This window comes from Haematospirillum sp. 15-248 (assembly GCF_012102665.1).
GTDB lineage: Bacteria > Pseudomonadota > Alphaproteobacteria > Rhodospirillales > Rhodospirillaceae > Haematospirillum.
In genome coordinates this window covers 29,049-52,072 of record NZ_JAAVTF010000005.1, presented here as the reverse complement: position 1 = coordinate 52,072, position 23,024 = coordinate 29,049, and the positions used below count along the sequence as shown (strand labels likewise).

The 23,024-nt window shown below is 55.0% G+C and carries 19 protein-coding genes; 8 read left to right on the top strand and 11 right to left on the bottom strand.

Features of this window, described 5'->3' with window-relative positions; genetic code table 11:
• Positions 1–48 precede the first annotated feature (48 nt).
• The 6 genes from HEQ72_RS06235 to HEQ72_RS06210 form a co-directional block, all read right to left on the bottom strand.
• On the bottom strand, positions 49–1,851 hold the full coding sequence (locus tag HEQ72_RS06235) for a carbon starvation protein A (RefSeq protein WP_168022885.1): 1,803 nt from the start codon (positions 1,849–1,851) through the stop codon (positions 49–51).
• 182 nt (positions 1,852–2,033) lie between these two features.
• Positions 2,034–2,741 carry a two-component system response regulator BtsR gene (gene btsR / locus HEQ72_RS06230; protein WP_168022884.1) on the bottom strand — a complete coding sequence of 236 codons (708 nt, stop codon included), beginning with the start codon at positions 2,739–2,741 and terminating at the stop codon, positions 2,034–2,036.
• A complete protein-coding gene (locus HEQ72_RS06225) occupies positions 2,738–4,276 on the bottom strand; it encodes a sensor histidine kinase (RefSeq protein ID WP_168022883.1) in 1,539 nt (512 codons plus the stop codon). Before HEQ72_RS06225 ends, btsR begins: the two co-directional genes overlap by 4 nt.
• 407 nt (positions 4,277–4,683) lie before the next feature.
• The gene (locus HEQ72_RS06220; protein ID WP_168022882.1) at positions 4,684–5,652 is read right to left on the bottom strand and encodes an ABC transporter substrate-binding protein; all 969 of its coding nucleotides are present in this window, start codon (positions 5,650–5,652) and stop codon (positions 4,684–4,686) included.
• Complete coding sequence (locus tag HEQ72_RS06215) at positions 5,649–6,629, bottom strand: ABC transporter substrate-binding protein (protein WP_168019869.1); 981 nt, start codon at positions 6,627–6,629, stop codon at positions 5,649–5,651. Before HEQ72_RS06215 ends, HEQ72_RS06220 begins: the two co-directional genes overlap by 4 nt.
• Positions 6,630–6,791: 162 nt before the next feature.
• On the bottom strand, positions 6,792–8,216 hold the full coding sequence (locus tag HEQ72_RS06210; protein WP_168022881.1) for an FAD-binding oxidoreductase: 1,425 nt from the start codon (positions 8,214–8,216) through the stop codon (positions 6,792–6,794).
• Positions 8,217–8,410: 194 nt separating this feature from the next.
• Here HEQ72_RS06210 and HEQ72_RS06205 point away from each other — a divergent pair, with 194 nt between their 5' ends.
• Entirely contained in the window at positions 8,411–8,656 is a 246-nt protein-coding gene (locus tag HEQ72_RS06205) for a DUF2061 domain-containing protein (protein WP_066131963.1), read from the top strand.
• 46 nt (positions 8,657–8,702) lie between these two features.
• Here HEQ72_RS06205 and HEQ72_RS06200 read toward each other — a convergent pair whose 3' ends face one another.
• From HEQ72_RS06200 to HEQ72_RS06185, 4 genes are all read right to left on the bottom strand, one after another.
• Positions 8,703–9,677, bottom strand: coding sequence for an L-threonylcarbamoyladenylate synthase (locus HEQ72_RS06200; RefSeq protein WP_168022880.1), 975 nt, complete (start codon positions 9,675–9,677; stop codon positions 8,703–8,705).
• Positions 9,678–9,693: 16 nt separating this feature from the next.
• Positions 9,694–10,461, bottom strand: coding sequence for a 3'(2'),5'-bisphosphate nucleotidase CysQ (gene cysQ / locus HEQ72_RS06195; protein ID WP_168022919.1), 768 nt, complete (start codon positions 10,459–10,461; stop codon positions 9,694–9,696).
• A 75-nt stretch (positions 10,462–10,536) separates the two neighbouring features.
• A complete protein-coding gene (locus tag HEQ72_RS06190) occupies positions 10,537–11,469 on the bottom strand; it encodes an AEC family transporter (RefSeq protein WP_168022879.1) in 933 nt (310 codons plus the stop codon).
• A 56-nt stretch (positions 11,470–11,525) separates the two neighbouring features.
• Positions 11,526–11,921, bottom strand: coding sequence for a hypothetical protein (locus tag HEQ72_RS06185; protein WP_168022878.1), 396 nt, complete (start codon positions 11,919–11,921; stop codon positions 11,526–11,528).
• Between the two features lie 241 nt (positions 11,922–12,162).
• Here HEQ72_RS06185 and HEQ72_RS06180 point away from each other — a divergent pair, with 241 nt between their 5' ends.
• The gene (locus HEQ72_RS06180) at positions 12,163–13,671 is read left to right on the top strand and encodes a leucyl aminopeptidase (RefSeq protein ID WP_168022877.1); all 1,509 of its coding nucleotides are present in this window, start codon (positions 12,163–12,165) and stop codon (positions 13,669–13,671) included.
• Positions 13,672–13,818: 147 nt separating this feature from the next.
• Positions 13,819–15,564, top strand: a complete 1,746-nt coding sequence (locus HEQ72_RS06175) for an acyl-CoA dehydrogenase (RefSeq protein WP_168022876.1) — start codon at positions 13,819–13,821, stop codon at positions 15,562–15,564.
• 26 nt (positions 15,565–15,590) lie between these two features.
• Here the strand turns inward: HEQ72_RS06175 and HEQ72_RS06170 are convergent, their stop codons facing one another.
• Positions 15,591–16,241 (bottom strand): hypothetical protein, encoded by a 651-nt coding sequence (locus HEQ72_RS06170; protein ID WP_168019883.1) that lies wholly within the window; start codon positions 16,239–16,241, stop codon positions 15,591–15,593.
• Between HEQ72_RS06170 and HEQ72_RS06165 the strand changes: the two genes are divergently transcribed.
• Genes HEQ72_RS06165 through rsmA form a run of 5 tightly spaced genes read left to right on the top strand, consistent with a single transcriptional unit; the run spans position 16,146 to position 23,019 of the window.
• A complete protein-coding gene (locus HEQ72_RS06165; RefSeq protein WP_322099486.1) occupies positions 16,146–17,495 on the top strand; it encodes an LptF/LptG family permease in 1,350 nt (449 codons plus the stop codon). The two genes, HEQ72_RS06170 and HEQ72_RS06165, sit on opposite strands and share 96 nt — an antisense overlap.
• Positions 17,492–19,705, top strand: a complete 2,214-nt coding sequence (locus HEQ72_RS06160) for an LPS-assembly protein LptD (protein ID WP_168022875.1) — start codon at positions 17,492–17,494, stop codon at positions 19,703–19,705. Before HEQ72_RS06165 ends, HEQ72_RS06160 begins: the two co-directional genes overlap by 4 nt.
• 35 nt (positions 19,706–19,740) lie before the next feature.
• The gene (locus HEQ72_RS06155; RefSeq protein WP_168022874.1) at positions 19,741–21,051 is read left to right on the top strand and encodes a peptidylprolyl isomerase; all 1,311 of its coding nucleotides are present in this window, start codon (positions 19,741–19,743) and stop codon (positions 21,049–21,051) included.
• Between the two features lie 42 nt (positions 21,052–21,093).
• The gene (gene pdxA, locus HEQ72_RS06150; protein WP_168022873.1) at positions 21,094–22,116 is read left to right on the top strand and encodes a 4-hydroxythreonine-4-phosphate dehydrogenase PdxA; all 1,023 of its coding nucleotides are present in this window, start codon (positions 21,094–21,096) and stop codon (positions 22,114–22,116) included.
• A 15-nt stretch (positions 22,117–22,131) separates the two neighbouring features.
• A complete protein-coding gene (gene rsmA, locus HEQ72_RS06145) occupies positions 22,132–23,019 on the top strand; it encodes a 16S rRNA (adenine(1518)-N(6)/adenine(1519)-N(6))-dimethyltransferase RsmA (protein ID WP_168019890.1) in 888 nt (295 codons plus the stop codon).
• Positions 23,020–23,024 lie beyond the last annotated feature (5 nt).

Genomic DNA, 23,024 nt, shown 5'->3' with positions numbered 1-23,024 from the left:
CTTTGGAGCAGCCCGGGCAGCCAACACAAGACTGCCCGGGTAACCGGTCTATTCGGCCGCAGCGGGTCCGAATGCCGGGGCTTTTGCAGCCCGCAGCATTTCGGCCCACTTGCCAATGGCCGAAATCAGGATCACGACCCCAAGTCCCATCATGATAAGCGAGAGACCTGCATTAAACGGGCTGTAACCCCTTGCCATTTCATTCAGATAAACGTTCTCTATCATCCAGAAAGCAGCATAGTTGACGGTGACAAACAGGTACGCCAAGGGCACCAGGCAGGTCAGCACATAGATGCGCTTCTGCGAGAGCCTCAGGATAATAGTTGCACCGATAATCAGACCCACGGTGGCCATCAGCTGGTTGGACACCCCGAACAGGGCCCAAACCGAGTTGATATCACCGGAGTTAAGAAGGTATCCCCAGGCCAGGCAGGCCAACGCACTGGCACCAATGGCGCCCGGAGCCCAGTCAATCCGCTTCAGGGGTGCCCACAAGCTGCCGCCGAAATCCTGGATCAGGTAACGGGCAACACGGGTCCCGGAATCAACCGCCGTAAGGATAAAGACGGCCTCAAACATGATCACGAACTGGAAGAAATACGACGACAGGGTCGAGAACCAGGGGATTTTCGTGAAGATGTACGTCATGCCAACGGCCAAGGTCACCGCACCGCCGGTACGCCCGGCCAAGTCAATGCCAACAGCCTCGGACAAGCGCGGCAGTTCGACCACATCCATGCCCAGCGCCGCGAACACTTCCGGCTTTGCATTAATGGCGAAATAATCCGCCACAGGCAGGGAAGTTGCAGCAACCAGAGCCATAACCGCGACCAGGCACTCTACCAACATGGCACCAAAAGCAACCGGACGAATATCAGACCACTTGTCCACCAGCTTCGGCGTTGTTCCTGAGCCAATGAAGGCATGGAAACCAGAGATCGCACCACAGGCAATAGTAATCGAAATAAAGGGCCATACCGGACCGGACAGAACCGGACCGCCACCATGAATAAACTGGGTAAAGGCAGGGAATTGAATCGTCGGGTTGATGAACACAACACCAACAACCAAGGCACCAAACACCCCGATTTTCATGAAACTGGACAAATAACCACGTGGGGTCAGCAGCAGCCAGACAGGCAGTGCACTGGCAAAGAATGCATAGATCGGCAGCGACAGGGCGACCGTGTCAACATGCAGGCTGAGCCATTCACCAACCAGCGTGCCCTGAATATAAGGACCAGCCACCACAGAGGCCAAGATTCCGATCAACCCTGCCCATGTCGCTGCACGGGCATGTCCCGTAATCCGCTCGAACAGGCCAACAAAGATGGCAATCGGTACCGTCATGGCCACGGCAAACGTCCCCCAAGGGTTCCGTTCCAAGGCATGAACCACGACCATCGACAAACCGGACATGGTAATGGTGATAATAAACAGCATGGCCAGACCGGTACACACACCGGCAACGGGACCAAGCTCGGCCTTGGCAATTTCAGACAGGGAAGTTCCGTTATGCTTCATCGAAGCAAAAAGAACGACCGTGTCATGTACAGCGCCACCAACGACAACGCCGACCAGCAGCCATACAAAACCAGGGAAATAACCAAACTGGGCCGCCAGAACCGGACCAACCAGGGGACCAGCAGCGGCAATGGCAGCAAAGTGCTGCCCGGCATTCACCCATTTACGAGTCGGCACATAGTTCCTGCCATCGGCAAGCTTGTGAGCCGGCGTGATCTGCGAATCATCTGCGCCCAGAACGTTCTTGACGATAAAAACACCGTAAAAACGATAACATATGGCAAGAACACAGATGGCCACGATCACGAAGGTCAGGGCATTTTCCATAGACTTTCTCCGTGACTATGGTTGTTGATGAAACCTTATCTTTTTTATGGCTTTTTGGGGGCACACAAACAGCAAGCGGCTTGATAAAACTGCCAGCGGCAGAAAAACAGCTGCGAGCGGTTCTGAAAAAAGCCCCCGCCCCCGACGGAACACACACAGGCCCACGCCAGGAAAAGACCGGGTCATGCTATACCAAGATGCTCTTTGAGCAACCCAAGGAAACGCCTGCTAACCGGCACCGTGTGATTACTGCATGTTTCAATCAGGGCACCCCCTCCGTCGCACAGCGCAATATCGCGAATATGGTCGGGATTGATCATATACTGACGATGGCAACGAATAAGTGGTGTACGGTCTTCCATGGTCCGAAGGGTCAGCTCGGTAAAATGCTCCACGCCGTCTGTGGTCATCACATAAATCCCACCGGGCCTGGAGACAGCGGCCTCAATCTCCTCAACCTTGAACAAACTGATCCGATGCAACCCGGAGCAGGGAATCCGCAGCAACGGACGCGTAACAGAAGGTATGGAGCGGTTCTTGTCACGCAAGGCATCCAGGGTTTTTTGCAACCGTAATTTCTCAATCGGCTTGAGAACATAATCAAAGGCCCGCCCTTCAAAGGCCTGCAGGGCATAATCCTCATGGGCTGTCAGGAAGATGATCCGGGGCATACGTTGTGGATCAAGCATGGACAAAAGCTCGATACCACTGATCCGGGGCATCAAAATATCCAGGAAAACGGCATCCGGCGAGGTCCGGTTGATCGCAGCCAAGGCATCCACTGCATTGCCACACTCACCGACAACCTCAACATCACATTCATCCAGAAGGAGATCCTTCAACGCATCGCGGGCCAAAGGTTCATCATCAACAACCAGAACACGGATCATGCGGCAACACTCCGCTTGCACCCCAAGTCCTGCATACTGGACATAGATACCGGAATAGAGAGGGTAGCTCGGGTTAATGTTCCCGGCAGGCATGTCATATCAAGCGTACCGCCGCTCCTACAAATTTTCTGCCGTATAAGGCCAAGGCCCATACCCTTCACCACAGCAGAGCCGTCCTCACTGTAAAGCCCGGCGCTGTCTTCCACCGCTATAACCAGGCGGTCTTCTTCACGGTGTGCCCGAATACGGACAGTACAAGAACCCAGACTCTGGGAAACACCATGCTTGATGGCATTCTCCACCAGCGGCTGCAGCACAAAGGAAGGTACACTTTCCTGGTACAGGTCATCCGGGATGTGTATCTCCAGATTCAGACGATCTCCAAAACGTGCCTGCCCGATAGACAGATAGCTGGTCACGTGCTCCAGTTCATCTTCCAAAGATGCCTCTCGCCACGGATGCTCCAGATTACGGCGCAACCATGCCGCAAATTTCTGGATCAAAAGGCGCGCATGATCAGGGTCATGACGAACAGCGGCAGCCATTGTATTCAGTGCATTAAACAGAAAATGAGGGTTAAGCCGGGCCCGTACCAACTCTTCCCTGGCTTCCTCAAGCATACGAACCTGCTGTACACCACGCTCCGCAGCCCATGCCGACAAGAGCAATGCCCCAACCATTTCCGTCAAGGCCACGACGCATGAAGAAAGCGGATGATAATCAAAAACAAAGAACACCAGATGCCCACTATATTCTCCTTCCCCATTGCCAAAAGGTATGACCAAAACTGAATCAGATCCCGGACAACGGGTAGGAAAAACCGTCTGAGAGAGCTGCGCTGGATTCTTGCAGGACGCTATGTCATCAGGACGAAATGCATCGGGCACGTCACCCACACGGGCCAAGATCTGCAAGCCATCTGTTACGCAAACACCATTGACACCAAGGCCGTGCCATAGAAGCTCTGCAACAGAAGCTGCTCGCTCGGGATCCAGGATCGGAAACAACCCTTGAAGCTTGCCTGCAAGATCCTGCGCCTTGTTCCACGCGGCAGTCATATCAAAACGGGTAGCACGTATACACACTTTAAAGACAGACACAAAGCCTGCACTAGAAACAGCCTGTACCAGAAGGGTAAATGCAGCGGCAAACAGTAAAGACGATTGATCAGGCCCGATCAGATCTGTTCCCAAGAGGATGACCATATAATGCAGGGACACAGACAGCAGCGTCGCCAGAGGAATAACGAACAGATTGGGCAAAAGGGGAAAAGAAGCTCGATAACGTATGCACAGGTGACACACCACCCCAACCAGAAGTACACATGCCACCATTGAAAATGCGGTAATGGTATCATAAAGCCCCAGACCATAAAGGCAGAGGGAACTGGTAACCGCTACGGCCCCCGCCACAACAAGACCTTGCAGGAGACAGGCTATCACCACACCGGCTATGGGGAAAACAACCCAGTGGGGGCCAAAACAAGCTGCGTCAAGCCACCCGCACAAAACAGACAAGAGCACAGCCCCAATCATAAGCACGGCCTTGTGTGACCATGACGGGTATGACGTACAGACTGAAGATAAAAGAAATGTGGTCCCCAAAACCCAAGCCAACAAGACGTAACCCGAGACCTGTTCCACAAACAAGACAACTAAAGAAGAAAAATCGGGGAGCACAGGTGCGCCTCCATAACTTACGCCAAGACCACAAGCCCCAGTATCCCTGCACCCCTAGGCCTGCGCATCCTGCCCCAATACCCACAAAATAAAACAGGACTTATTTGCAGGACTGCCATCTCGATATAAGATAGCAGTTCTTATATCGTCATAATTTCAATATTTTAGCTTAAAAAGCGGGATAAGATGCGCCACAAGAAAAATATTCAGGATTGATTTATTGCGTCAGATAAAAATAATAAAGGTAGAGATAAGACTAACTGTCAGGGCAAAACAACAGCTCCATCAGGAATCGTGGCCTTGTGCAGATCCGCTGCTGCTTTTGAAACAATCAGATGGGGCTTGGGCAGAACAATAGGTAGCATGGATGCATCCTGTCCTTTGAAAACAGCCAACGCCATTTCAGCGGCAGCACGCCCAATATCCTCAGCCAACGGAGCCCAGGTTGCCAGCCACCCCTTCCGTACAGGATCCTCGCCAGAAGCAAAAAGCGGTATACGGGAACCAATAGCCTGATGAATATCAGCAGCCTGTGAAATCAGGTAGCTGTCGGTTCCGATAAACAGGGCATCTGCACTCAATTCACCGGACGAGATACTGACCAAGGCACGTTCAAGCGCATCCGTCCCCGGGGCAACCCGGCGTTCCAACACCTCTACCCCGGCTGGTCCTGCCCAACCGCGAACTTGATCAGCAAACAAGTTCGCATTGCTTTCCCGCGCATTGTACAGGAGAGACAGACGCTTGATAGGTACCAGACGCGACAAGGCATCAAGCTGCGCGTTAACAGGGACCCCAATTGTAACGCCCGTTACATTGCCACCAGGAATTTTCATGGAGTGGACAAGGCCGGCACCGACAGGATCAAAGACATTGACGAAAAGAACCGGCACAGCACCACGAACAACCTGCACTGTCATCTGACACGCTGTTGTCCCGAAGCAATAGACAATATCAAACTTTTTGCCCGCAATATCTTCCTGCAAGGCCCGTATCTTCTCGCCAAGAACGGCCCGGTCCTGCTTGGACAAAATCTCGGTATACGTTACCGAGTACCCATTCTCTTCGATCTTGGAGCGGAATGACTGTTCAACCGCCGTAACACCACGCCACAGAACCATCAGAACGGTCCTCTGCTCTGCAGCTGCAGCCGAAAAAGACAAGACCGCACTGGCCAGCCCAAAACAAACAGCAGCCGAGAACCGTAACAGGGTTGAACGGAGAATTATCATGGAACAGCCTTTTCTGTCACGCCCCCCGGACCAGGAACACCGACGGGAAACACAATATTATGCCGCTTGGCAGCCGCTGCATCAAAAAACAACTGCGGCTTGGGCATCCGAACCTCCTCAAGCCCCGGGTCTGTGCCCTTACCCAACACATCCAAAGTCAGATCTGCGGCCATACGGCCGATTTCAGCTTCGTCCGGAGCCCAGGCAGCAACCCAGCCAGCCCGCACCAACTCATGACGACCTGCCAAAAGGATAATACGTTCCCCCACGGTTTCCGCAATTTCTTGTCCGCGTGACGTCACATAACTGTCATCAGAGACAAACAGTACATCGGCAGCAAGTTTCCCGACGAAGAGGTCAGAAATGACTTCATCAAGGCTTATACTGCCGGGAACAACACGCCTTTCCTCGACACGAATCCCCTCTTTCTCGGCCCAGTCCATTACAGCATTGCGGGAGAGGATGGAGTTGTATTCACGTGGATTATAGAGGAACAAAAGGCTGTTGAAACGAACAAGGCCACGCAGAACAGAAAGCTGTTCCCCAACAGCCACTCCTCCTTTCACGCCACCCGTTCCAAGCCCCGGAACGACCAAGGAATTGGCAACGCCAGTCCCTACCGGGTCCAGAACATTGGCAAACACAATGGGAACATCGCCACGCACGACCTGCTTCGCCACCATACAAGCCATCGACTCTGAACAATAAATCAAGCTAATCTGCCCGCCATCAAATTGGCTGCGCAGTTTACGCAAACCATCAACCAAACGCCCCCGGTCTTGCTCTGCAGACAGAACTGTAACCTGATGCGGTACTCCGGAATGGTTCATACGGTCTCGCCATGCGCTCTCGACAGCGGTTTCACCACGCCACAACAGCATCAGAATATGGTGTTCAGACGCAAAAGCTCCCCCGAATGCCGGGGCCAGAAGCCAAGCCGACAGAGCCGCCGCAAGTGTCCTGTGCCACCTGGCCATTACGTCCCGACCGACCCTTTCTCACGGATTCCCACCACTCTCCAACAATAACTGCCATAGGACAAACCGCCCCGAACTTTTGAGACGGCCTGTCTGAATGGTGACAGCAAGATACAGAGCCAAGGATAGATCAGCTGAGAGGGACTTGTTTACTGGAAGGCACTATCCCCGATCGCTGCAAAGGATAACGCCGGGATTAAGAATATATTGGGGATCAAGGGCCTTTTTGACCCTACGCATCATATCAATCTCTTCATCTGCCTTATAACGAAGCATCTCATCAACCTTGAGACGCCCGATACCGTGCTCGGCGGAAAAAGACCCGCCCATGTCAGCAACAATGTCATGGACAATCCGGTTCAAATCTTCCCACTTGGCAAGAAAATCAGCTGAAGACATTGCCTCGGGCTGGGTCAGGTTAAAGTGGATATTACCATCTCCGACATGCCCGAATGGACACGGCCTGATCCCAGGAACGGCCTGAGATACAGCCTGCATAGCCCGCTCCAGAAACTCCGGCACACTGGCAATGGGAACGGATATGTCGTGCTTGACCGAAGCGCCCTCGTGCTTCTGGGCCTCGGGCAGCCCTTCGCGCATTCTCCAGAATGCAGCGTCCTGCCGCCCGCTCTCGGCAATAACCGCATCGCCGATCAATGCCTGCTCAAACGCTTCTTCCAGAAAGCGTTCAAACACCGTGCGCAAATCTGTTCCGGCCCGGGTGGTTGAAAACTCAACCAGGACATACCATGGCCAAGGAGACTCAAAAGGATCTGTAACACCATCAAGATGACGACATGCCAGCTCAAGAGAGAAACGGGCCATAAGCTCAAAAGCACTGACCTGGTCACCCGAGAGGAAGCGTGCCAAAGCCAGAAGATGAGGAACAGAGCGGACATCGGAAACAGCACACAGTGCTGTCTGCTTTTCCAGCGGGCGGGGGAAAAGCTTCAGAACAGCAGCGGTGATAATGCCGAGCGTCCCCTCCCCCCCGATAAACAAGTGTTTCAGCGCATAACCCGTATTATCCTTGCCAAGGTGCTTCAGGCCGTTCCATATCCGACCGTCTGCCAGCACAACTTCCAGCCCCAGGCACAGATCGCGGGCATTACCATAGCGCAAGACATTCAAACCTCCCGCATTGGTTGCCAGATTACCACCAATCTGGCATGAGCCCTGCGCACCAAGCGACAAAGGGAAAAAGCGATTTGCGTCCAATGCGGCCTTCTGGATCGTTTCCAGAACCACACCGGCTTCCACAGTCATGGTAAAATTGACGGGGTCTATGGAGCGAATCCGGTTCATGCGCCCCAATGACAGAATAACCTGACCGGCATCGGAAACGGCGCCGGCACATAGCCCTGTATTACCGCCCTGGGGGACAAGGCTTAATGCGTGGCGGGCACACAGCCGTACAACAGCGGAGACCTGATCAACCGAAGATGGTCGCACAACAAGCGATGATGCGCCACGATACCGCCCACGTTCCTCACGCAGAAACGGATCAAGGGCCTCAGGATCAACAAGAACACCCTCTGCTCCGATGACAGAATACAGTTCGGACAAGATATGATCAGCTATAGACACAGAAGGTACCCCGAAACCTGTTTTATAAAATCAGGGATTATATGTTGGTTCTCATATACCGCAATCCCCACAACAGAAAGAATGGTATATCTTGGCATGTCTCAATCATACAAAGAGAAAATGCTCTCTGGAATCATACAAAGAAATGCGGCATGCTAATGGAAATACTGTTCTTGTGAGTGGAGCACCGCAGCATGCGTGATATCCTGAAGACGGGTAGTTTTGCGGTCCTGCATTTCTGTGTTGGCTTTGCCATCACCTATCTTCTGACCGGTTCCATCGCCATCGCGACGGGGGTTGCCCTACTGGAACCAACCGCAAACACCATCGTATTCTACTTCCATGAGAAGGTGTGGAACAAGTTCTCACCACAATCCAAGGTTATTGGCGCGTGCGGTGGGCACAAGCGACTGGCCGAAGAACCATTCGGAACACGCTGACCGGAACCTGCACCAGCCAAAACCAAGACTCGTGCAGGCCCCCATATCAGACAAAGAAACCCTGACGGGGATCACGCGGGGCAGCTGCACGTCGCAAACGATCGTTGATTGCCAATCCCAAACCATGATCGGGAATAGGCATCACGGCAATGCCAGCCCAACCGGCAGCATCCAGCTCGAACAACATGGCAAAAAGATTGGCAGCAGCTTCAACCAAATCCCCGGAAGGAGACAGGTTAAGCGTGGCTCCCGCTGTCATACCGGCAGCACCGAAACCGAGCAATGCCTCCCCTGGCCCTGCCGACACAGCATCAAGGCGAACGGGACAAGAAGGAGCATAATGCGACAAAAGCTGACCGGGGCTATGCGGTGCCACATCATTGGCGACATCCCACAACAGCGGCCCAAGAACAGATTCCAGACGTTCCCGCGAAATCCCCCCGGGACGCAGCAAGGCAGCCTGACGCCCCGTCAAATCCACAACCGTACTTTCTACCCCGACACCACACGCCCCCCCATCCAGAACCATATCAACACGGTCACCCAAGCTGGCAACAACATGAGCAGCAAGCGTCGGGCTGATAGATCCTGACCGGTTGGCCGAAGGCGCGGCAACCGGGCGCCCGCATTCGCGCAGAAGGGCAAGAGCCAAGGGGTGATCCGGTACACGAACGGCAACACTGGGCAGACCCGCTGAAACCAGGGAAGAAAGAGAGCACCCCTCACGCCGTGGCAAAACAAGGGTTAGTGGCCCGGGCCAGAAGGCAGCCATAGCCAGTCGGGCCCGTTCATCACAGTGAACCAAGGGCACCAAGGATTCCGGATCCGGTACATGACAGATCAAGGGGTTGAACGATGGCCGTCCCTTAGCCTCGTAAATGCGGGCAACGGCACGATCTTGGGTTGCGTCAGCACCAAGACCATAGACTGTCTCAGTCGGAAACGCGACCAAGCTACCTGAACGAAGGAGACCTGCTGCAGCCGTCAGCGCTGTCGGATCAGAAAATGGGATAACAGGCATCAGGACAGAACCCGCATCACAAGCCGGAGGCGATAAAGCCCGGATTGCCAAAACCCGGCTTGCCATAGACAAAAGGTGCACCGTCAAGACAAGTCATGCGCCCGCCGGCAGCCAAAAGAACAGCATGGCCCGCACAGGTATCCCACTCACTGGTAGGACCAAAGCGGGGATAGACATCAGCCGTCCCTTCTGCCAAACGACAAAACTTCAGCGAACTTCCGGCGTGCACGATACCGGCAACAACCTTGTCGGCAAGCCAAGCCGAAAGAGCGTCTCCCTTGGCATGAGAACGACTGGAAAGCACAGTCAATCCTTCAGCTCCGGGGGCACGGCACTGCAAACGTTCCGGCAGGCCATCACCCGTATACCGAAATGCACCACCGGAACCATAGCCAAGATACAGCACATTCGAGACCGGAAGATACACAATCCCGAAGACGGGGCGTTGCTCTGAAACCAACCCGACATTGACAGTGAACTCGCCGTTCCTTCGCACAAACTCCTTTGTGCCATCCAAAGGATCAACCAGCCAGAACGGCCCACTCCCCACAGAAGGGCAATCCCCCGCAGCCACAGCTTCTTCGGCCACAACGGGAAAATCCGGCGTCAAATCACGCAGAGCTGGAACCAGAATGTCCTCGGCAACACGATCCGCTGCCGTCACAGGTGAATCGTCGTCCTTTTGCAGGACAGCAAAATCACTTTCGTAAATCCCCATGATCGCAGATCCAGCCTTGCAAACAACCGGTATCAAACTGTCAGCAAGAAAGCGAAAATCGGGCATATCAGTCACAGAAGTCTTCCATTATCTGGTGTTCACAAGCCCCTTCCTCACTGCATGGCACTGAAAAGAGGGATTCTATAACATATCGGCCACAAGAACCGTGGCCGGCAGGGTAAAAAAGGCTAGGATCATTTGTAAAGATATTATGCGGGCCATAAGCGGGGCATCCCCTCCCATCTGCCGGGCCAGCACATAGGCTGAAGGCGGGGCTGGCAACGCGAGCATGAGAATGACCACCGCACGCACCATACCTTCCAGCCCCAACAGGTGCGCCGCCAACACCCCACCGGCGGGCATAATCAAGAGCTTGAGCAGAGAAGATAGCGCCTCCATCAACCAACTTGCACCCAGTGGACCAAACCGCAGCCCGGAGCCAGCCACCAACAAAGCCATGGGCACAGCAGCTGCTCCGGCAAGCCCCAGACCATCCATAAGGCCGGTAGTAACAGAAATAACCCCTGTTCCAACAGCCCAGCCAATAACACAGGCCCAGATCAGTGGGTTACGTGCCAAGGCCAAGGTTATCTTGAGGACAAGATGCCACGTTCCCTGCGCCTGCACCAAAGAAACCGATAAAGTACCAACGCACAGCACATTGAATAAAATAACTGTTACGCCAGCCGCCGCTGCAACCAAAGCCAGACCGGGCGGCCCCCACAAACCCTCGGCAACACCCAGAGCAATAAAGGTATTTCCACGAATAACCCCTTGGAAAACAGATGTAAAAGCCGCACGATCACAGGCTGGGAACAGGACAGGAACAACCCACAAGGCCAGCGTCATACATAATGACACCCCAAGAATACCACTTGCCATCCCCCCAATTACAGCAGGCTCAGGCGGGCGGTGACCCAAGGCATGGATCAGGAAGGAAGGGATAAGAATATAGTAGGTCAGCCACTCTAGGACAGACCAGATCCTCGGGGAAACAAAGCCTGCCGCACGTGCGCCGTATCCAAGCCCCAGAAGCATCACCACAGGCAACAGCGCACCAAACACAACAAGCACTGCACGTTCCTTACCTTATTAGCCAATAAACAAATCTATACACGCTCAATCAAGGCTTACCGGCACTTGGAAAAACGTGTCAACTGGCCGGAAGCATACGTGTATTTACGCATCTCTGCCCCCACGACTGTAAACAGGAAATCAGGACTGTCGCTAGGCTCAAACCGCTGCAGTTTGAAGGAAACACTGCCACTTCCCGGCTGCCAGGAATACTTGCCACGGGCATAGCCCCATTCGGTGGCGGCCTTGCGCCAGCGATAGCCACCGGAGGAAAAGATCATCAGCAGGCTGCCACTGTCCTCACACCTTTGCCCGGCCTTTACCCAAGACCCCTCAAGATCAGGCGAGACGTCATTACGCCAGCTGTAAGACTGCGCAAATACGTCATCTGCAGACATGATGACAGTCCAGAATGCAACCAAGAACAGCAACACAGCATATCGGATGCGCATATCAAGAACCTCCCCCAAAAGCCGGGCAAAAGCTTAGGGCACATGGCTGCAAAATTCCACCATCCGTCGTGCCTTTATTTTCACGCAACATTCAAGAATTTCGCGCCCATACCGGCAGTTATACCTTTTCAGGAATCCGGAAAGGGGTAAATATCCACAAGAACTTCGATTTGCACGGCCATCATCGCTTCTGGTTTCACAGGCCCCCTTATGGCCGCGGACAAGCACAGAGAGACAGACAATGAAAATAAGCTTCGCCAAACCTGCCCTACCTGCCTCGGGTACAATTGTTGTCGGCATTCTTGCCGGGCGCAAATTAACCGCAACGGCCCGTTCCCTGGACAAATCTGGCGGAGGACACCTGAGCCGGGCCATGGAAGCTGCTGCCTTTGAAGGACGGGCCGAGCAGACACTGACCATTCTCGCACCAGCTGGCAGCGGCTTGTCCCGTCTTGTTCTTCTGGGCATGGGTGAAGCCGCGAAGCTGGATACGACCGCGTTCGAACGGCTTGGCGGAGCCACATGGTCAGCCATAGCCAACGCAAAGGACAAAGACGTCACACTTGTTGTCGATGCTCTCCCCGGATGCAATGTCCCTATCGCACAGGCAGCAGCGCACATGGCCATAGGGGCTCTCCTGCGCTCTTACCGCTTTGATCGCTACCGGACCGAAGCGACAGAAAAGAAAGATGACAAGTCACAGGTTGGAAAGTTGATTGTTTCAACCGCAGACCATGATCTGGCCAAAAAAGCCTTTGCCCCGATGGAAGCCGTGGCCGAGGGCGTGTTCCTGACCCGGGACCTGCAAAGTGAACCAGCCAATATCCTAGGTCCGGTTGAGTTCAGCGAAGAATGCCAGAAGCTGGAGAAGCTTGGCATCAAGGTCAGTGTCCTGACTGAAAAAGAGATGAAGAAACTGGGCATGAATGCCTTGCTGGGCGTCGGGCAAGGCTCTGTCCGCGGCAGCAGGACCGTGATACTGGAATGGAACGGCAGCAAGGCCAAAACGCCACCTCTGGCCGTTATTGGCAAGGGTGTCTGCTTTGACAGCGGCGGAATCTCCATCAAGCCAGCCGGTGGCATGGAAGACATGAAGTGGGATATGGGCGGAGCCGGCGTGGTGACCGGGCTGATGGCAGCCCTGGCCCGGCGCAAGGCCAGGGCCAATGTGGTTGGCTTCCTCGGCTTGGTCGAGAATATGCCATCCGGCACAGCCCAGCGCCCGGGGGATGTTGTCCGGTCCATGAGTGGCCAGACCATCGAAGTCATCAACACCGACGCGGAAGGGCGGCTGGTGCTGGCCGATGTTCTGACCTACGCCCAGCGCAAGTACAAACCGGCCACTATTATTGATCTTGCGACCCTGACAGGGGCCATCGTCATTGCCTTGGGGATGGAGCACGCCGGACTGTTTTCCAACGACGACACACTGGCCGGACAGCTGACCAAGGCCGGGCAGGAAACGGGGGAAAAATTGTGGCGCCTGCCGATGGGAGACAGCTACGACAAGCTGATAAAATCAGACATAGCCGACATGAAAAACGTCGGCGACGGTCGTGGTGCCGGCTCCATTACAGCAGCCCAATTCCTGGCCCGTTTTATAGAAAACGGAACACCATGGGCACATCTGGACATTGCCGGAACAACCTGGACCAACAAGGATCTGCCCCTGGTATCCAAGGGCGCCACAGCCTTCGGTGTGCGCCTGCTGGACCGCTACATCACTGAACACATTGAAAGCAAGCGCTGACAGCATGAAGCACCCCTGCACATCGTGTGTCGGGGGTGCTCATCATGTGGGAGAGCAGGAAAAATATACCCTTTTACTTGCATGGATTAACCTGATCCTGCACCCTTCCCGGGAAGACCTGATGACAGGGATGTGCCAGGAGGAAACATGGCTGACTATACTGCCCCTCTGAAAGAGATCATGCATTCCATGAAAGTGGTCGGGCTGTCGGATATCACGGCACTGCCTGCCTACAGCGACGCAACGGATGATCTGGTACAGGCCGTGCTGGAAGAAGCAGGGCGGCTGGGCAGTCAGGAACTGGCACCACTGAACAGCATTGGTGACCGCATGGGGTGCCGTCTTGAGAATGGCACGGTTCGTACCTTCCCGGAACTACAGTCCTTTTATGCCCGCTACCGTGACGGGGGCTGGAATGCCATTCCTTTTGATCCCGAATACGGGGGACAAGGTCTTCCTTGGCTGGTTGCAGCTGGCGTACAGGAAATCTGGCAATCTGCAAACATGGCTTTTGGCCTGTGCCCCATGTTGAACCAGGGCGCCGTGGATCTGCTGGACGCCCACGGATCCGAAGAACAAAAGGCCCTGTATCTGCCGAAAATGATCTCGGGCGAATGGACCGGCACCATGAACCTGACGGAATCACAGGCCGGGTCCGATCTATCACAGATCAAGGCACGGGCCGTTCGGGAGGGGAACGCATACCGGATTACAGGCACCAAGATTTTCATCACATATGGCGACCATGACCTGTCGGACAATGTCATTCATATGGTTCTGGCCCGCCTGAATGATGCACCGGAAGGCGTCAAGGGAATCTCCCTGTTCCTGGTTCCGAAATATCTGGTCAATCCCGACGGCAGCCTTGGTGACCGCAATGACGTTATCTGCACGGGGCTGGAACACAAGCTGGGGATTCATGCCAGCCCGACAGCCGTCATGTCATTTGGGGAGCGCGAGGGAGCTGTTGGCTGGCTTGTCGGTGAAGAAAATAAGGGGCTGGCCTGCATGTTCACCATGATGAACAATGCACGCCTGAATGTCGGGCTACAGGGCTATGCCATTGCTGAACGGGCCTATCAGCATGCCGCTTGGTATGCGCGGGAACGTGTCCAATCAAAACCCGTGGTGGGGGAGCACAAGGGGCCAGCCACCATTATCCATCACCCTGATGTCCGGCGTATGTTAATGAACATGAAAGCCCGCACACAGGCCGGACGCCTGCTGACATTTTCGGCCATCGCTGCCAATGACAGGGCCATCAAGACAGCAGATACCCGAAAAGCAGCTGCATGGGCGGCCCGGGTCGCGCTACTGACCCCGCTGGTCAAGCTGTGGGGCACAGAGATCGGCGTGGATGTTGCCAACGAAGCTATTCAGGTCTTTGGCGGCATGGGCTTTGTAGAGGAAACAGGCGCGGCGCAGTTCTACCGTGATGCACGGATTGCCCCCATTTACGAGGGAACAAACGGCATTCAGGCCGCCGATTTCGTCGGCCGCAAGATCCAGAAAGACCAAGGGCATGAAATGCTTGCACTGATTGACGAGCTGCGTACAGCCCTTCCACGCCATGATACCAGCCTGACACCACCTCTCGAGGAAGCCTTGAAGGGACTTGAACGAACAACACGCTGGGCCTGCACCGCCTCAACCGCAGACGCCTATGCGGCGGCCCTCCCCTTTACCCGGCAGGCTGCCCTGACACTTGGTGGATGCTGGCTTGCCTTGTCAGCGACGCAGGCTCAAAACAGCGAAGATCAAGCTTTTGCGCAGGAGAAGACAACAACAGCCCTGTACTTCATCCGCCATATTCTTCCGCAGGTAGCAGCTTTGGAGGCCGATGCGACAGCAGGCGCCAACGCCCTGATGGCGATACCGGAAGAAGCCTTCTAGCCTGAAGGATCGGGGGACCTCCCCTCTCAGAGGAGGGTGCAGTAGTAGAGTGCCTTGCCAAGAGCACTGGCACCATCGTTGCCGGCCACCTGCTCCAGTCGAGCCCGTGTGATCTGCCCGGTCCACTGGTGCCGCTGGGACAGGATTTCCAGAATTGACACACTGTTGGACGGCGTAAAAGCAACACCCGCCTGTTTCCAGAGACACCGGCAATCCAGCTTAGGCACAAGCTGTTCGCACTGTGCTACAACCTTCCCTGCCATATCATCCGTATATTCATTGGACGGCCTGGAGTTATAGGCTTTCAGCCACAATCCACCTCCAACCCCAAGTGTCAGGGCAATGCCCAAAGCAACAATGCGGATAAAGAAACCAAACTGCGAGGGACGACGGAGAGGCCGACCATGATGGTCGTGGTGACCAGGGTGATGGTCCGCCGTATGATGATGGTCAGCAGCGGAAGGCCCATGGCTGTGATGACCATGGGCATGGTGCGGCTGTGGATGTGTAGCACTGCCATGAGACCCCGGGCCATGAGGGCCGGAAGTCGGGTGACCGTGGTGCCTGAGGCCACGATTGCCATGCTTGTCCGGTTTATGATGGTCCGGACCATGCTCCCCTGCGCTATGGCCGGGGTGATGAGCCCCACCGGAAGAATGGCTGTGATCCTTGGCCATACGCGCCCCCCTTGTATCATAAACCCTCCAAGTACAGCGTATTGTAGCACATCCTGTCCGAAACATGGAAATCGTGCTGGTTTCTGGATACAAAGCCGCTCTATACTCCGCCCCACGATGCGTACCATAACGTCCTATGTCCTGTTTCAGCTTGCTACCGGAACCATCTTGGTCACTGCCGGTCTGCTTTCTGTTGCCTGGCTCACACAGTCGCTGCGTTACATTGAACTGATTGTTACGCAGGGTGTGTCTGTCCACTCTTTCCTGACCTTGACCGGATTGCTGCTTCCAGGCTTCCTGTCCCTGATCATGCCCGTCGCCTTGTTTATGGTTGTTTTGTTTACATACAACCGCCTGAATACAGACCGGGAGCTTGTTGTTATACGTGCGGCCGGGGTGGGCCCATTCGGCTTGGCGTGTCCAGCCCTGATCCTGGCTTTTGTCATGATGGCAGCTGGCTACAGCCTGACGCTCTGGCTGGGGCCGGAAAGTGCACGTTCCTTCAAGGAACTGCAATGGAACCTACGCAATGATGCATCAAAGTTGATGATCCAGGACGGCACCTTCAACGATGTTGCTACCGGCCTTACGGTCTATACCCGCACCAGAACCAGCAATGGAGAGCTTCTTGACGTCATGATCCATGACACCAGGACACCGGGCAAGACAAACACGATTATAGCAGAGCGGGGAGCTGTTGCTTCGTCGCCGGCAGGCCCCGTTCTGATTCTGGGCAAGGCGAGCAGCCATCAGGTCACTCTTGGGACTGGAACCATGGCACTGCTGGATTTCGAACGCCTGTCCGTCAACCTGTGGGATCAGCCCGGGAAAGAACACGGGCAGCGCTATCGTGAAGCACAGGAGCGACCAACGCACGAGTTGCTGACAGTCACAGAGAAAACAGATCTGACCATCCGCCCGGCTGATGTACCCCGTTTCCGGGCAGAGGCCATACAACGACTGTTCAATCCCATATCCTATGTCTGCTTCGTCCTGATTGCCCTTGCTGGTCTTTTATCAGGTTCCTTCAGCCGACGTGGCCATACGCAGCGTATTGTTCTGACAGCCGCAACCATGGTCTTGGTACAGTCCGGGATCATAGGTGCCGGTAATCTGGCATCACACGCTACAGATCTTTTACCCCTAATTCCTGCAGCTGTTCTTTTGCCAACAGCGGTAGCCTTGTTTATCCTTGCTCGCTCAACCCGATCTATCACCGTGTCCCCTTTCCCCAACCGGACCAGAATGTCATGACAAGACGTGGCATGTTACCACCGCTTTCTCCGCTGACGCGCCCGATACCATTTCTCCTGTCAGGCATGATGGTGTGTGCCACGGCAATTGCGCTATGTATCCCGCAACAGGCGTGGAGTCAGATGCAGCCCCCCCCGCCAACAGAAAACCGTGCGGAGGAACAGAAACCGCGTGCGCATGTAACTGCCGATGAATTGATCCACGACAAGAACCTGGATACGGTTACAGCGCGTGGAAATGTAGAGTTCCAGTACGGTGCGGTCATTCTGATCGCTGATACCATCAGCTATCAGCCCGGAAAAGATTTGGCTACGGCCAGCGGAAACGTGGTGCTGACAGACGAGGATGGTACCACCACATTCACGGACTATGCAGAGTTAACCGGAGACCTGAAAAACGGCTTTACTCACGCCATCAAGGTTGTACTTGCGGATGGATCACGCAGCCATGCTGAACAGGCGGTACGCCGTGAAGGAACCTCGACAACCCTTGAAAATGCAGCCTACACACCGTGCGATGACTGCGGCGATGATCCTGTCATATGGCAGATCAAGGCCGTACGGGTTGTGCACGACCAAAATGCCCGGGAAGTTCGGTATAACCACGCATGGCTTGAACTGTTTGATGTGCCCGTGCTGTATACCCCGTATCTGTCTCACCCGGACCCCTCTGTCAAACGCAAAAGTGGCTTTCTGGTCCCATCGTGGAAGAACAACAAAGATCTTGGTTCTGCCTTTAGCATACCATGGTTCCAGGTCATCAATGATCAGCAAGATATAACCCTGACGCCCACGATAACATCAAAGGAAGGGATTGTTCTTGGCAGTCAATATCGTATTGTCGGACACAAAGTGGCCCTTTCTGCCACAGGGTCCATAACCCGGGACAATCGAGAGCGTGTCCGCAATCACGTGTCTGCAAAAGGACTATACGCCATAAACGATACGTGGCGCGCCGGTGCCGATATTGATCTGGCATCTGATCCAACCTACCTGCGGCGTTATGGCTTCGGAGCACCGGCTTTCCTGGAAAATCGGGGCTATGTCGAAGGGTTCAGCCGTCGCAGCTATGCCGCACTGGAAAGCTTCTATTTCCAGAACACAGGCGCCCCGCTGAGAAAGGGCTATGAGATCCCGTTTGTTACTCCGCTGGGCAGCATCAATTACAGTACAGAACCCGATAACAGGGGAGCATGGACAACGCTGGACATATCCACTGCCAGCATAAACCGAACATCAGGGCCAAAAAGCCAACGGGCAACAACAACACTGGGATGGCATTTACCCTATGTCGGATCTGCTGGAGACGTATGGAGACTGGATACAAGTCTGCGTGGAGATGTGTGGCATGTTGCTGATGTACCAATCAAGGACAGCACCGATCATCGCTATACAGGGACCATAGGGCGAGCCGTGCCTGAGGCCGCACTGACGTGGAGTCTCCCGCTTGAGCGTACGCATAAAGACTGGAGCGAGGTGCTGGAACCAACGATACAGGGTATTATAAGCCCGCGTGGGGGCAATAACCGTAAAGTCCCCAACGAGGACAGCCTCGATTTCGAGCTTGACGATGTCAACCTGTTCTCGACCAACCGCTTCACGGGCTATGACCGCATTGAAGGCGGAACACGGGTGAACTATGGGATACGCTATACGGCATACGGCACAAGGGTGGGGACCATAGACACCTTGGCAGGGCAGACGTGGCGGCAGCATCCTGATGGATTGTTCCAGAAAACATCCGGGCTTCATGACACTTTCTCCGACTACGTCGGCAGACTGTCTGTTTACCCGAACAGCAATTTCTCGACATCCTGGCGTGTACGGCTGGATCGCGACAATGGTGAAATACGCCGCAATGACTTCAGCACAACAATCGGACCGGATGTCATGCGTACAACGGTTGGATATGTAAGCACGCAGCGTCCCGCGATTGAGGACAATACCACCGGCGAACGCAAGGAGCTCTACAGTGGCGTATCGTCACGTATCTCGCGGTACTGGAGCAGCGGTGTATCCGGACGTTGGGATGTCGCCCGTAACGGGGGGCCAATCGCAACCCAAGGACAGCTTGTTTATGAGGACGAATGTATTGGTGTTACCTTACAGGCTGGCCGTAAATATACGTATGACAGGGATTATAATGGTGGAACATTTATCGGCTTGGTCCTGTCACTAAAGACACTGGGCGACTATAACACACAGCTCTGAGACAATCGGGAATGGCAAGAGTAGCAAGGCATCCTATGATACACACCACACAGACAACCAATGTCGCATTACGATCCAGGCTTCCGGTGTCAGCCATTGCCTTCTGCGTCGGACTTTTATCGGTATGCGGATCCTTGCCTGCTTTTGCTGTACAAAGTGGCCAAACACAGCGCATCGCAGCCGTTGTGAACGATGAAGCGATAACATGGAAGGATGTTGACGAGCGGACATCTCTTCTTCTGCTGACCTCACGCCTTCCGGACAATCACGAAACCCGGCAGAGAATTGTCCCACGCGTTATTCAGGTTCTGGTCAACGAGCGCCTGAAAGTGCAGCAAATCAAGAAGGCAGGAATAGACGTAGAGCCAGCTGACATTGCAAATGCAAAACGTCAGATCGAACGAAATAACGGATTCCCGACCGGCGCACTGGATGATTTGCTAAAGCATCAGGGTCTTGCTCCTCATATCCTGGAAACACAGCTCCGCGCTGATATAGGCTGGGTACGCTACGCACAGAGTACACTGCGGCGTCAGGTTTCTGTTGAGCCTGCCGAGGTTGATGCTGTCATCAGTACCATGAAGGATAACATCGGGCGCCCACAGCGGCTACTGGCTGAAATTGTCCTGCCTGTAACTGATCCGGCTGAAGAGCGGCAAATGCGCGCCTTGGCTGATCGCTTGGTAGACCAGATCAGGCAAGGCGCTCCCTTTGCTTCGCTGGCGCGCCAGTTCTCGGCTTCAGTAACAGCTGCTGTAGGCGGTGATCTCGGCTGGATCACTACCGGAGCCTTGGAGCCCGAGATTGAGCGGGTTCTGGACACCATGTCGCCGGGCATGCTGTCACAGCCTGTCCGTACGACAGGAGGCTATGCCATCATGCTGCTGCGTGACGCCAGGGAACCCAGAAAGCAGAATCCGGATGATATCCGGGTCCAATTGAGCCAGATTTTCATGCCGTTATCCGGCCCGGCAGCCCTATCCGAAGCCAAGAGAGCAGAGATTGCACGCTCTGTCCGCGACACTGCCAAGTCATGCGCCGATATTGATGCAACGGCAGGTCAACTGAACCTGCCGGGATCCGGTGCCATCGGGAACATGCGACTTGCCGACCTGCCCCCGCCGGTACGGGCTGTGGTCAGGGATTTACCACTGAACACCCTCGGCGGCCCGGTTGAGGTTGCTGGCGGGGAGGCTATCGTTATGGTCTGCGATCGTCAGGACACAGCCGGCCTCCCACCACGGGAAGAGATCGAACAACGCCTGACGCTGGAGAAGCTGGAGCGGGTCTCCAACCGTGCACTCCGTGATCTGCGTCGATCCGCACTAATTGATATCAGACGCTGAGATCAATCGTACCAATCACGACAGAACGACACACTTTCTGCCATGCACACAACACGCCCCCTCGCCCTGACAATGGGAGACCCTGCAGGAATCGGGGGGGATATTACCTTGAAAGCGTGGCTTGGGCGGAAACAGAATCCGGTACCTGCCTTTGTAGCCCTTGATGATCCCGGGCGCCTGCAAGAACTAGCCTACAGGCTGGGACTGCATGTACCACTCGTAACGGTCAGCACAGCGCAAGAGGCACAAGCCGTATTTGACCAGGCCCTCCCCGTGATCCCTGTGCCCCTTGCCAAAAAAGCGGTTCCGGGATACCCGGATCCAGACCATGCCGGTGCGGTACTGGACTCCATACGTATAGCCGTTCAGATGACCATGGCTGGTAAAACCTGTGCCATGGTTACAAACCCCATCAGCAAGAAAGTGTTACGTGAACAGGGGTTTGGCTTCCCCGGTCATACCGAGTACCTGGCCAGCCTGGCTGGTCCTGATACACAGGCCGTGATGATGCTGGCCAACGAGAGCCTGCGGGTTACTCCAGTTACCATTCATATTCCCCTGCGGGATGTTGCAAGCACCTTGACCACAGAACACATTGTCACATGTGGACATACCGCCGCACAGTCCCTGCGACAGTACTTTGCCATCCCTTCACCCCGGCTTGCCATTGCGGGGTTGAACCCTCATGCCGGAGAGGGCGGAATTATGGGAACCGAAGAGCAGGATATTATCGAGCCTGCTGTTCAGCTCCTGCGCCAAGACGGCATTGAAGCATCTGGCCCCCTGCCAGCTGACACCCTGTTTCACGCTGAAGCTAGGCAGCACTATGACGTTGTGCTGTGTATGTACCATGACCAAGCCCTGATCCCACTCAAGGCCCTGGATTTTCATGGCGGGGTCAACGTGACCCTTGGCCTTCCCTTCATTCGTACATCACCAGATCACGGAACAGCATTTGCGCTGGCCGGGACCGGGAAGGCGCGCGAAACCAGCTTGGTTGCAGCCCTACGCATGGCCTCCGCCATGGCCGGGCGTTCTCCTGCCTCAGCTGCATATTTATCCTGAAAGTAACCTTGTGCCATGACGCCGTCGCATCCAGATTTCCCGGAACATCCCCTGTTCCCGCTTCTACCTCTACGCGAAACAATTGCCGCACACGGCTTGATGGCACGCAAGAGCTTGGGGCAGAACTTTCTCTTTGATCTCAATCTGACAGGACGCATCGCCCGTAGTGGCGGTACCTTGGCCGCAGGTACGACCATAGAAATTGGTCCCGGCCCCGGGGGGTTGACCCGCGCCCTGCTGGATAACGGCGCCCGCCACGTCATTGCCATAGAACGTGACCCACGCATGCTGCCGATCCAGCAAGAGATTGCATCCGCCTACCCGGAACGTCTTGAGGTCATGCAGGCTGATGCCCTTGCCATCCCCGTGCATACCCTTGGCACATCACCGCGGCGCATTGTGGCCAACCTTCCCTATAACGTTGCAACGCCGCTGATTCTTGAATGGCTGAAGCATATTCAGGCCTTTGAATGTCTGGTGGTCATGCTTCAGAAAGAGGTTGTCAACCGCCTGGCGGCACGCCCCCGTACATCAGATTACGGACGCCTGACAATTATCACCCAGTGGCTGTGCACCGTTGAACCCTTGTTTGACGTCAATCCCCGGGCTTTTATTCCCCCACCCAAGGTCACGTCCACGGTTGTGCGCCTGGTTCCGCGTCCGGCCCCCCTCGCCCCTTGCCGTTTTGACATGTTGGAGGCAGTCACCGCTGCTGCCTTCAATCAAAGACGGAAAATGCTGCGGTCCAGCCTAAAAGGCCTGGCAGCATACATGCCAAGCGGCATGACACCAGAAGACCTGTGCGCCGCCGCCAACATTGTACCTACAGCACGCGCCGAGGAGCTGGACATTCCCCAATTTTGCGCCTTGGCGAACAGCTTGGACCCCAGCCATACGCTATAAACGCC

Bases quoted from the DNA above. Each gene is read 5' to 3' on its own strand.
- HEQ72_RS06170 (WP_168019883.1), bottom strand. From the start codon at position 16,241: ATGGCCAAGGATCACAGCCATTCTTCCGGTGGGGCTCATCACCCCGGC.
- cysQ (WP_168022919.1), bottom strand. From the start codon at position 10,461: ATGCCCGATTTTCGCTTTCTTGCTGACAGTTTGATACCGGTTGTTTGC.
- HEQ72_RS06215 (WP_168019869.1), bottom strand. From the start codon at position 6,629: ATGGCCAGGTGGCACAGGACACTTGCGGCGGCTCTGTCGGCTTGGCTT.
- HEQ72_RS06180 (WP_168022877.1), top strand. From the start codon at position 12,163: ATGAAAATAAGCTTCGCCAAACCTGCCCTACCTGCCTCGGGTACAATT.
- HEQ72_RS06200 (WP_168022880.1), bottom strand. From the start codon at position 9,677: ATGCCTGTTATCCCATTTTCTGATCCGACAGCGCTGACGGCTGCAGCA.
- pdxA (WP_168022873.1), top strand. From the start codon at position 21,094: ATGCACACAACACGCCCCCTCGCCCTGACAATGGGAGACCCTGCAGGA.
- btsR (WP_168022884.1), bottom strand. From the start codon at position 2,741: ATGATCCGTGTTCTGGTTGTTGATGATGAACCTTTGGCCCGCGATGCG.
- rsmA (WP_168019890.1), top strand. From the start codon at position 22,132: ATGACGCCGTCGCATCCAGATTTCCCGGAACATCCCCTGTTCCCGCTT.
- HEQ72_RS06160 (WP_168022875.1), top strand. From the start codon at position 17,492: ATGACAAGACGTGGCATGTTACCACCGCTTTCTCCGCTGACGCGCCCG.
- HEQ72_RS06165 (WP_322099486.1), top strand. From the start codon at position 16,146: ATGCTTGTCCGGTTTATGATGGTCCGGACCATGCTCCCCTGCGCTATG.
- HEQ72_RS06175 (WP_168022876.1), top strand. From the start codon at position 13,819: ATGGCTGACTATACTGCCCCTCTGAAAGAGATCATGCATTCCATGAAA.
- HEQ72_RS06220 (WP_168022882.1), bottom strand. From the start codon at position 5,652: ATGATAATTCTCCGTTCAACCCTGTTACGGTTCTCGGCTGCTGTTTGT.
- HEQ72_RS06205 (WP_066131963.1), top strand. From the start codon at position 8,411: ATGCGTGATATCCTGAAGACGGGTAGTTTTGCGGTCCTGCATTTCTGT.
- HEQ72_RS06235 (WP_168022885.1), bottom strand. From the start codon at position 1,851: ATGGAAAATGCCCTGACCTTCGTGATCGTGGCCATCTGTGTTCTTGCC.
- HEQ72_RS06225 (WP_168022883.1), bottom strand. From the start codon at position 4,276: ATGATTGGGGCTGTGCTCTTGTCTGTTTTGTGCGGGTGGCTTGACGCA.
- HEQ72_RS06185 (WP_168022878.1), bottom strand. From the start codon at position 11,921: ATGCGCATCCGATATGCTGTGTTGCTGTTCTTGGTTGCATTCTGGACT.
- HEQ72_RS06155 (WP_168022874.1), top strand. From the start codon at position 19,741: ATGATACACACCACACAGACAACCAATGTCGCATTACGATCCAGGCTT.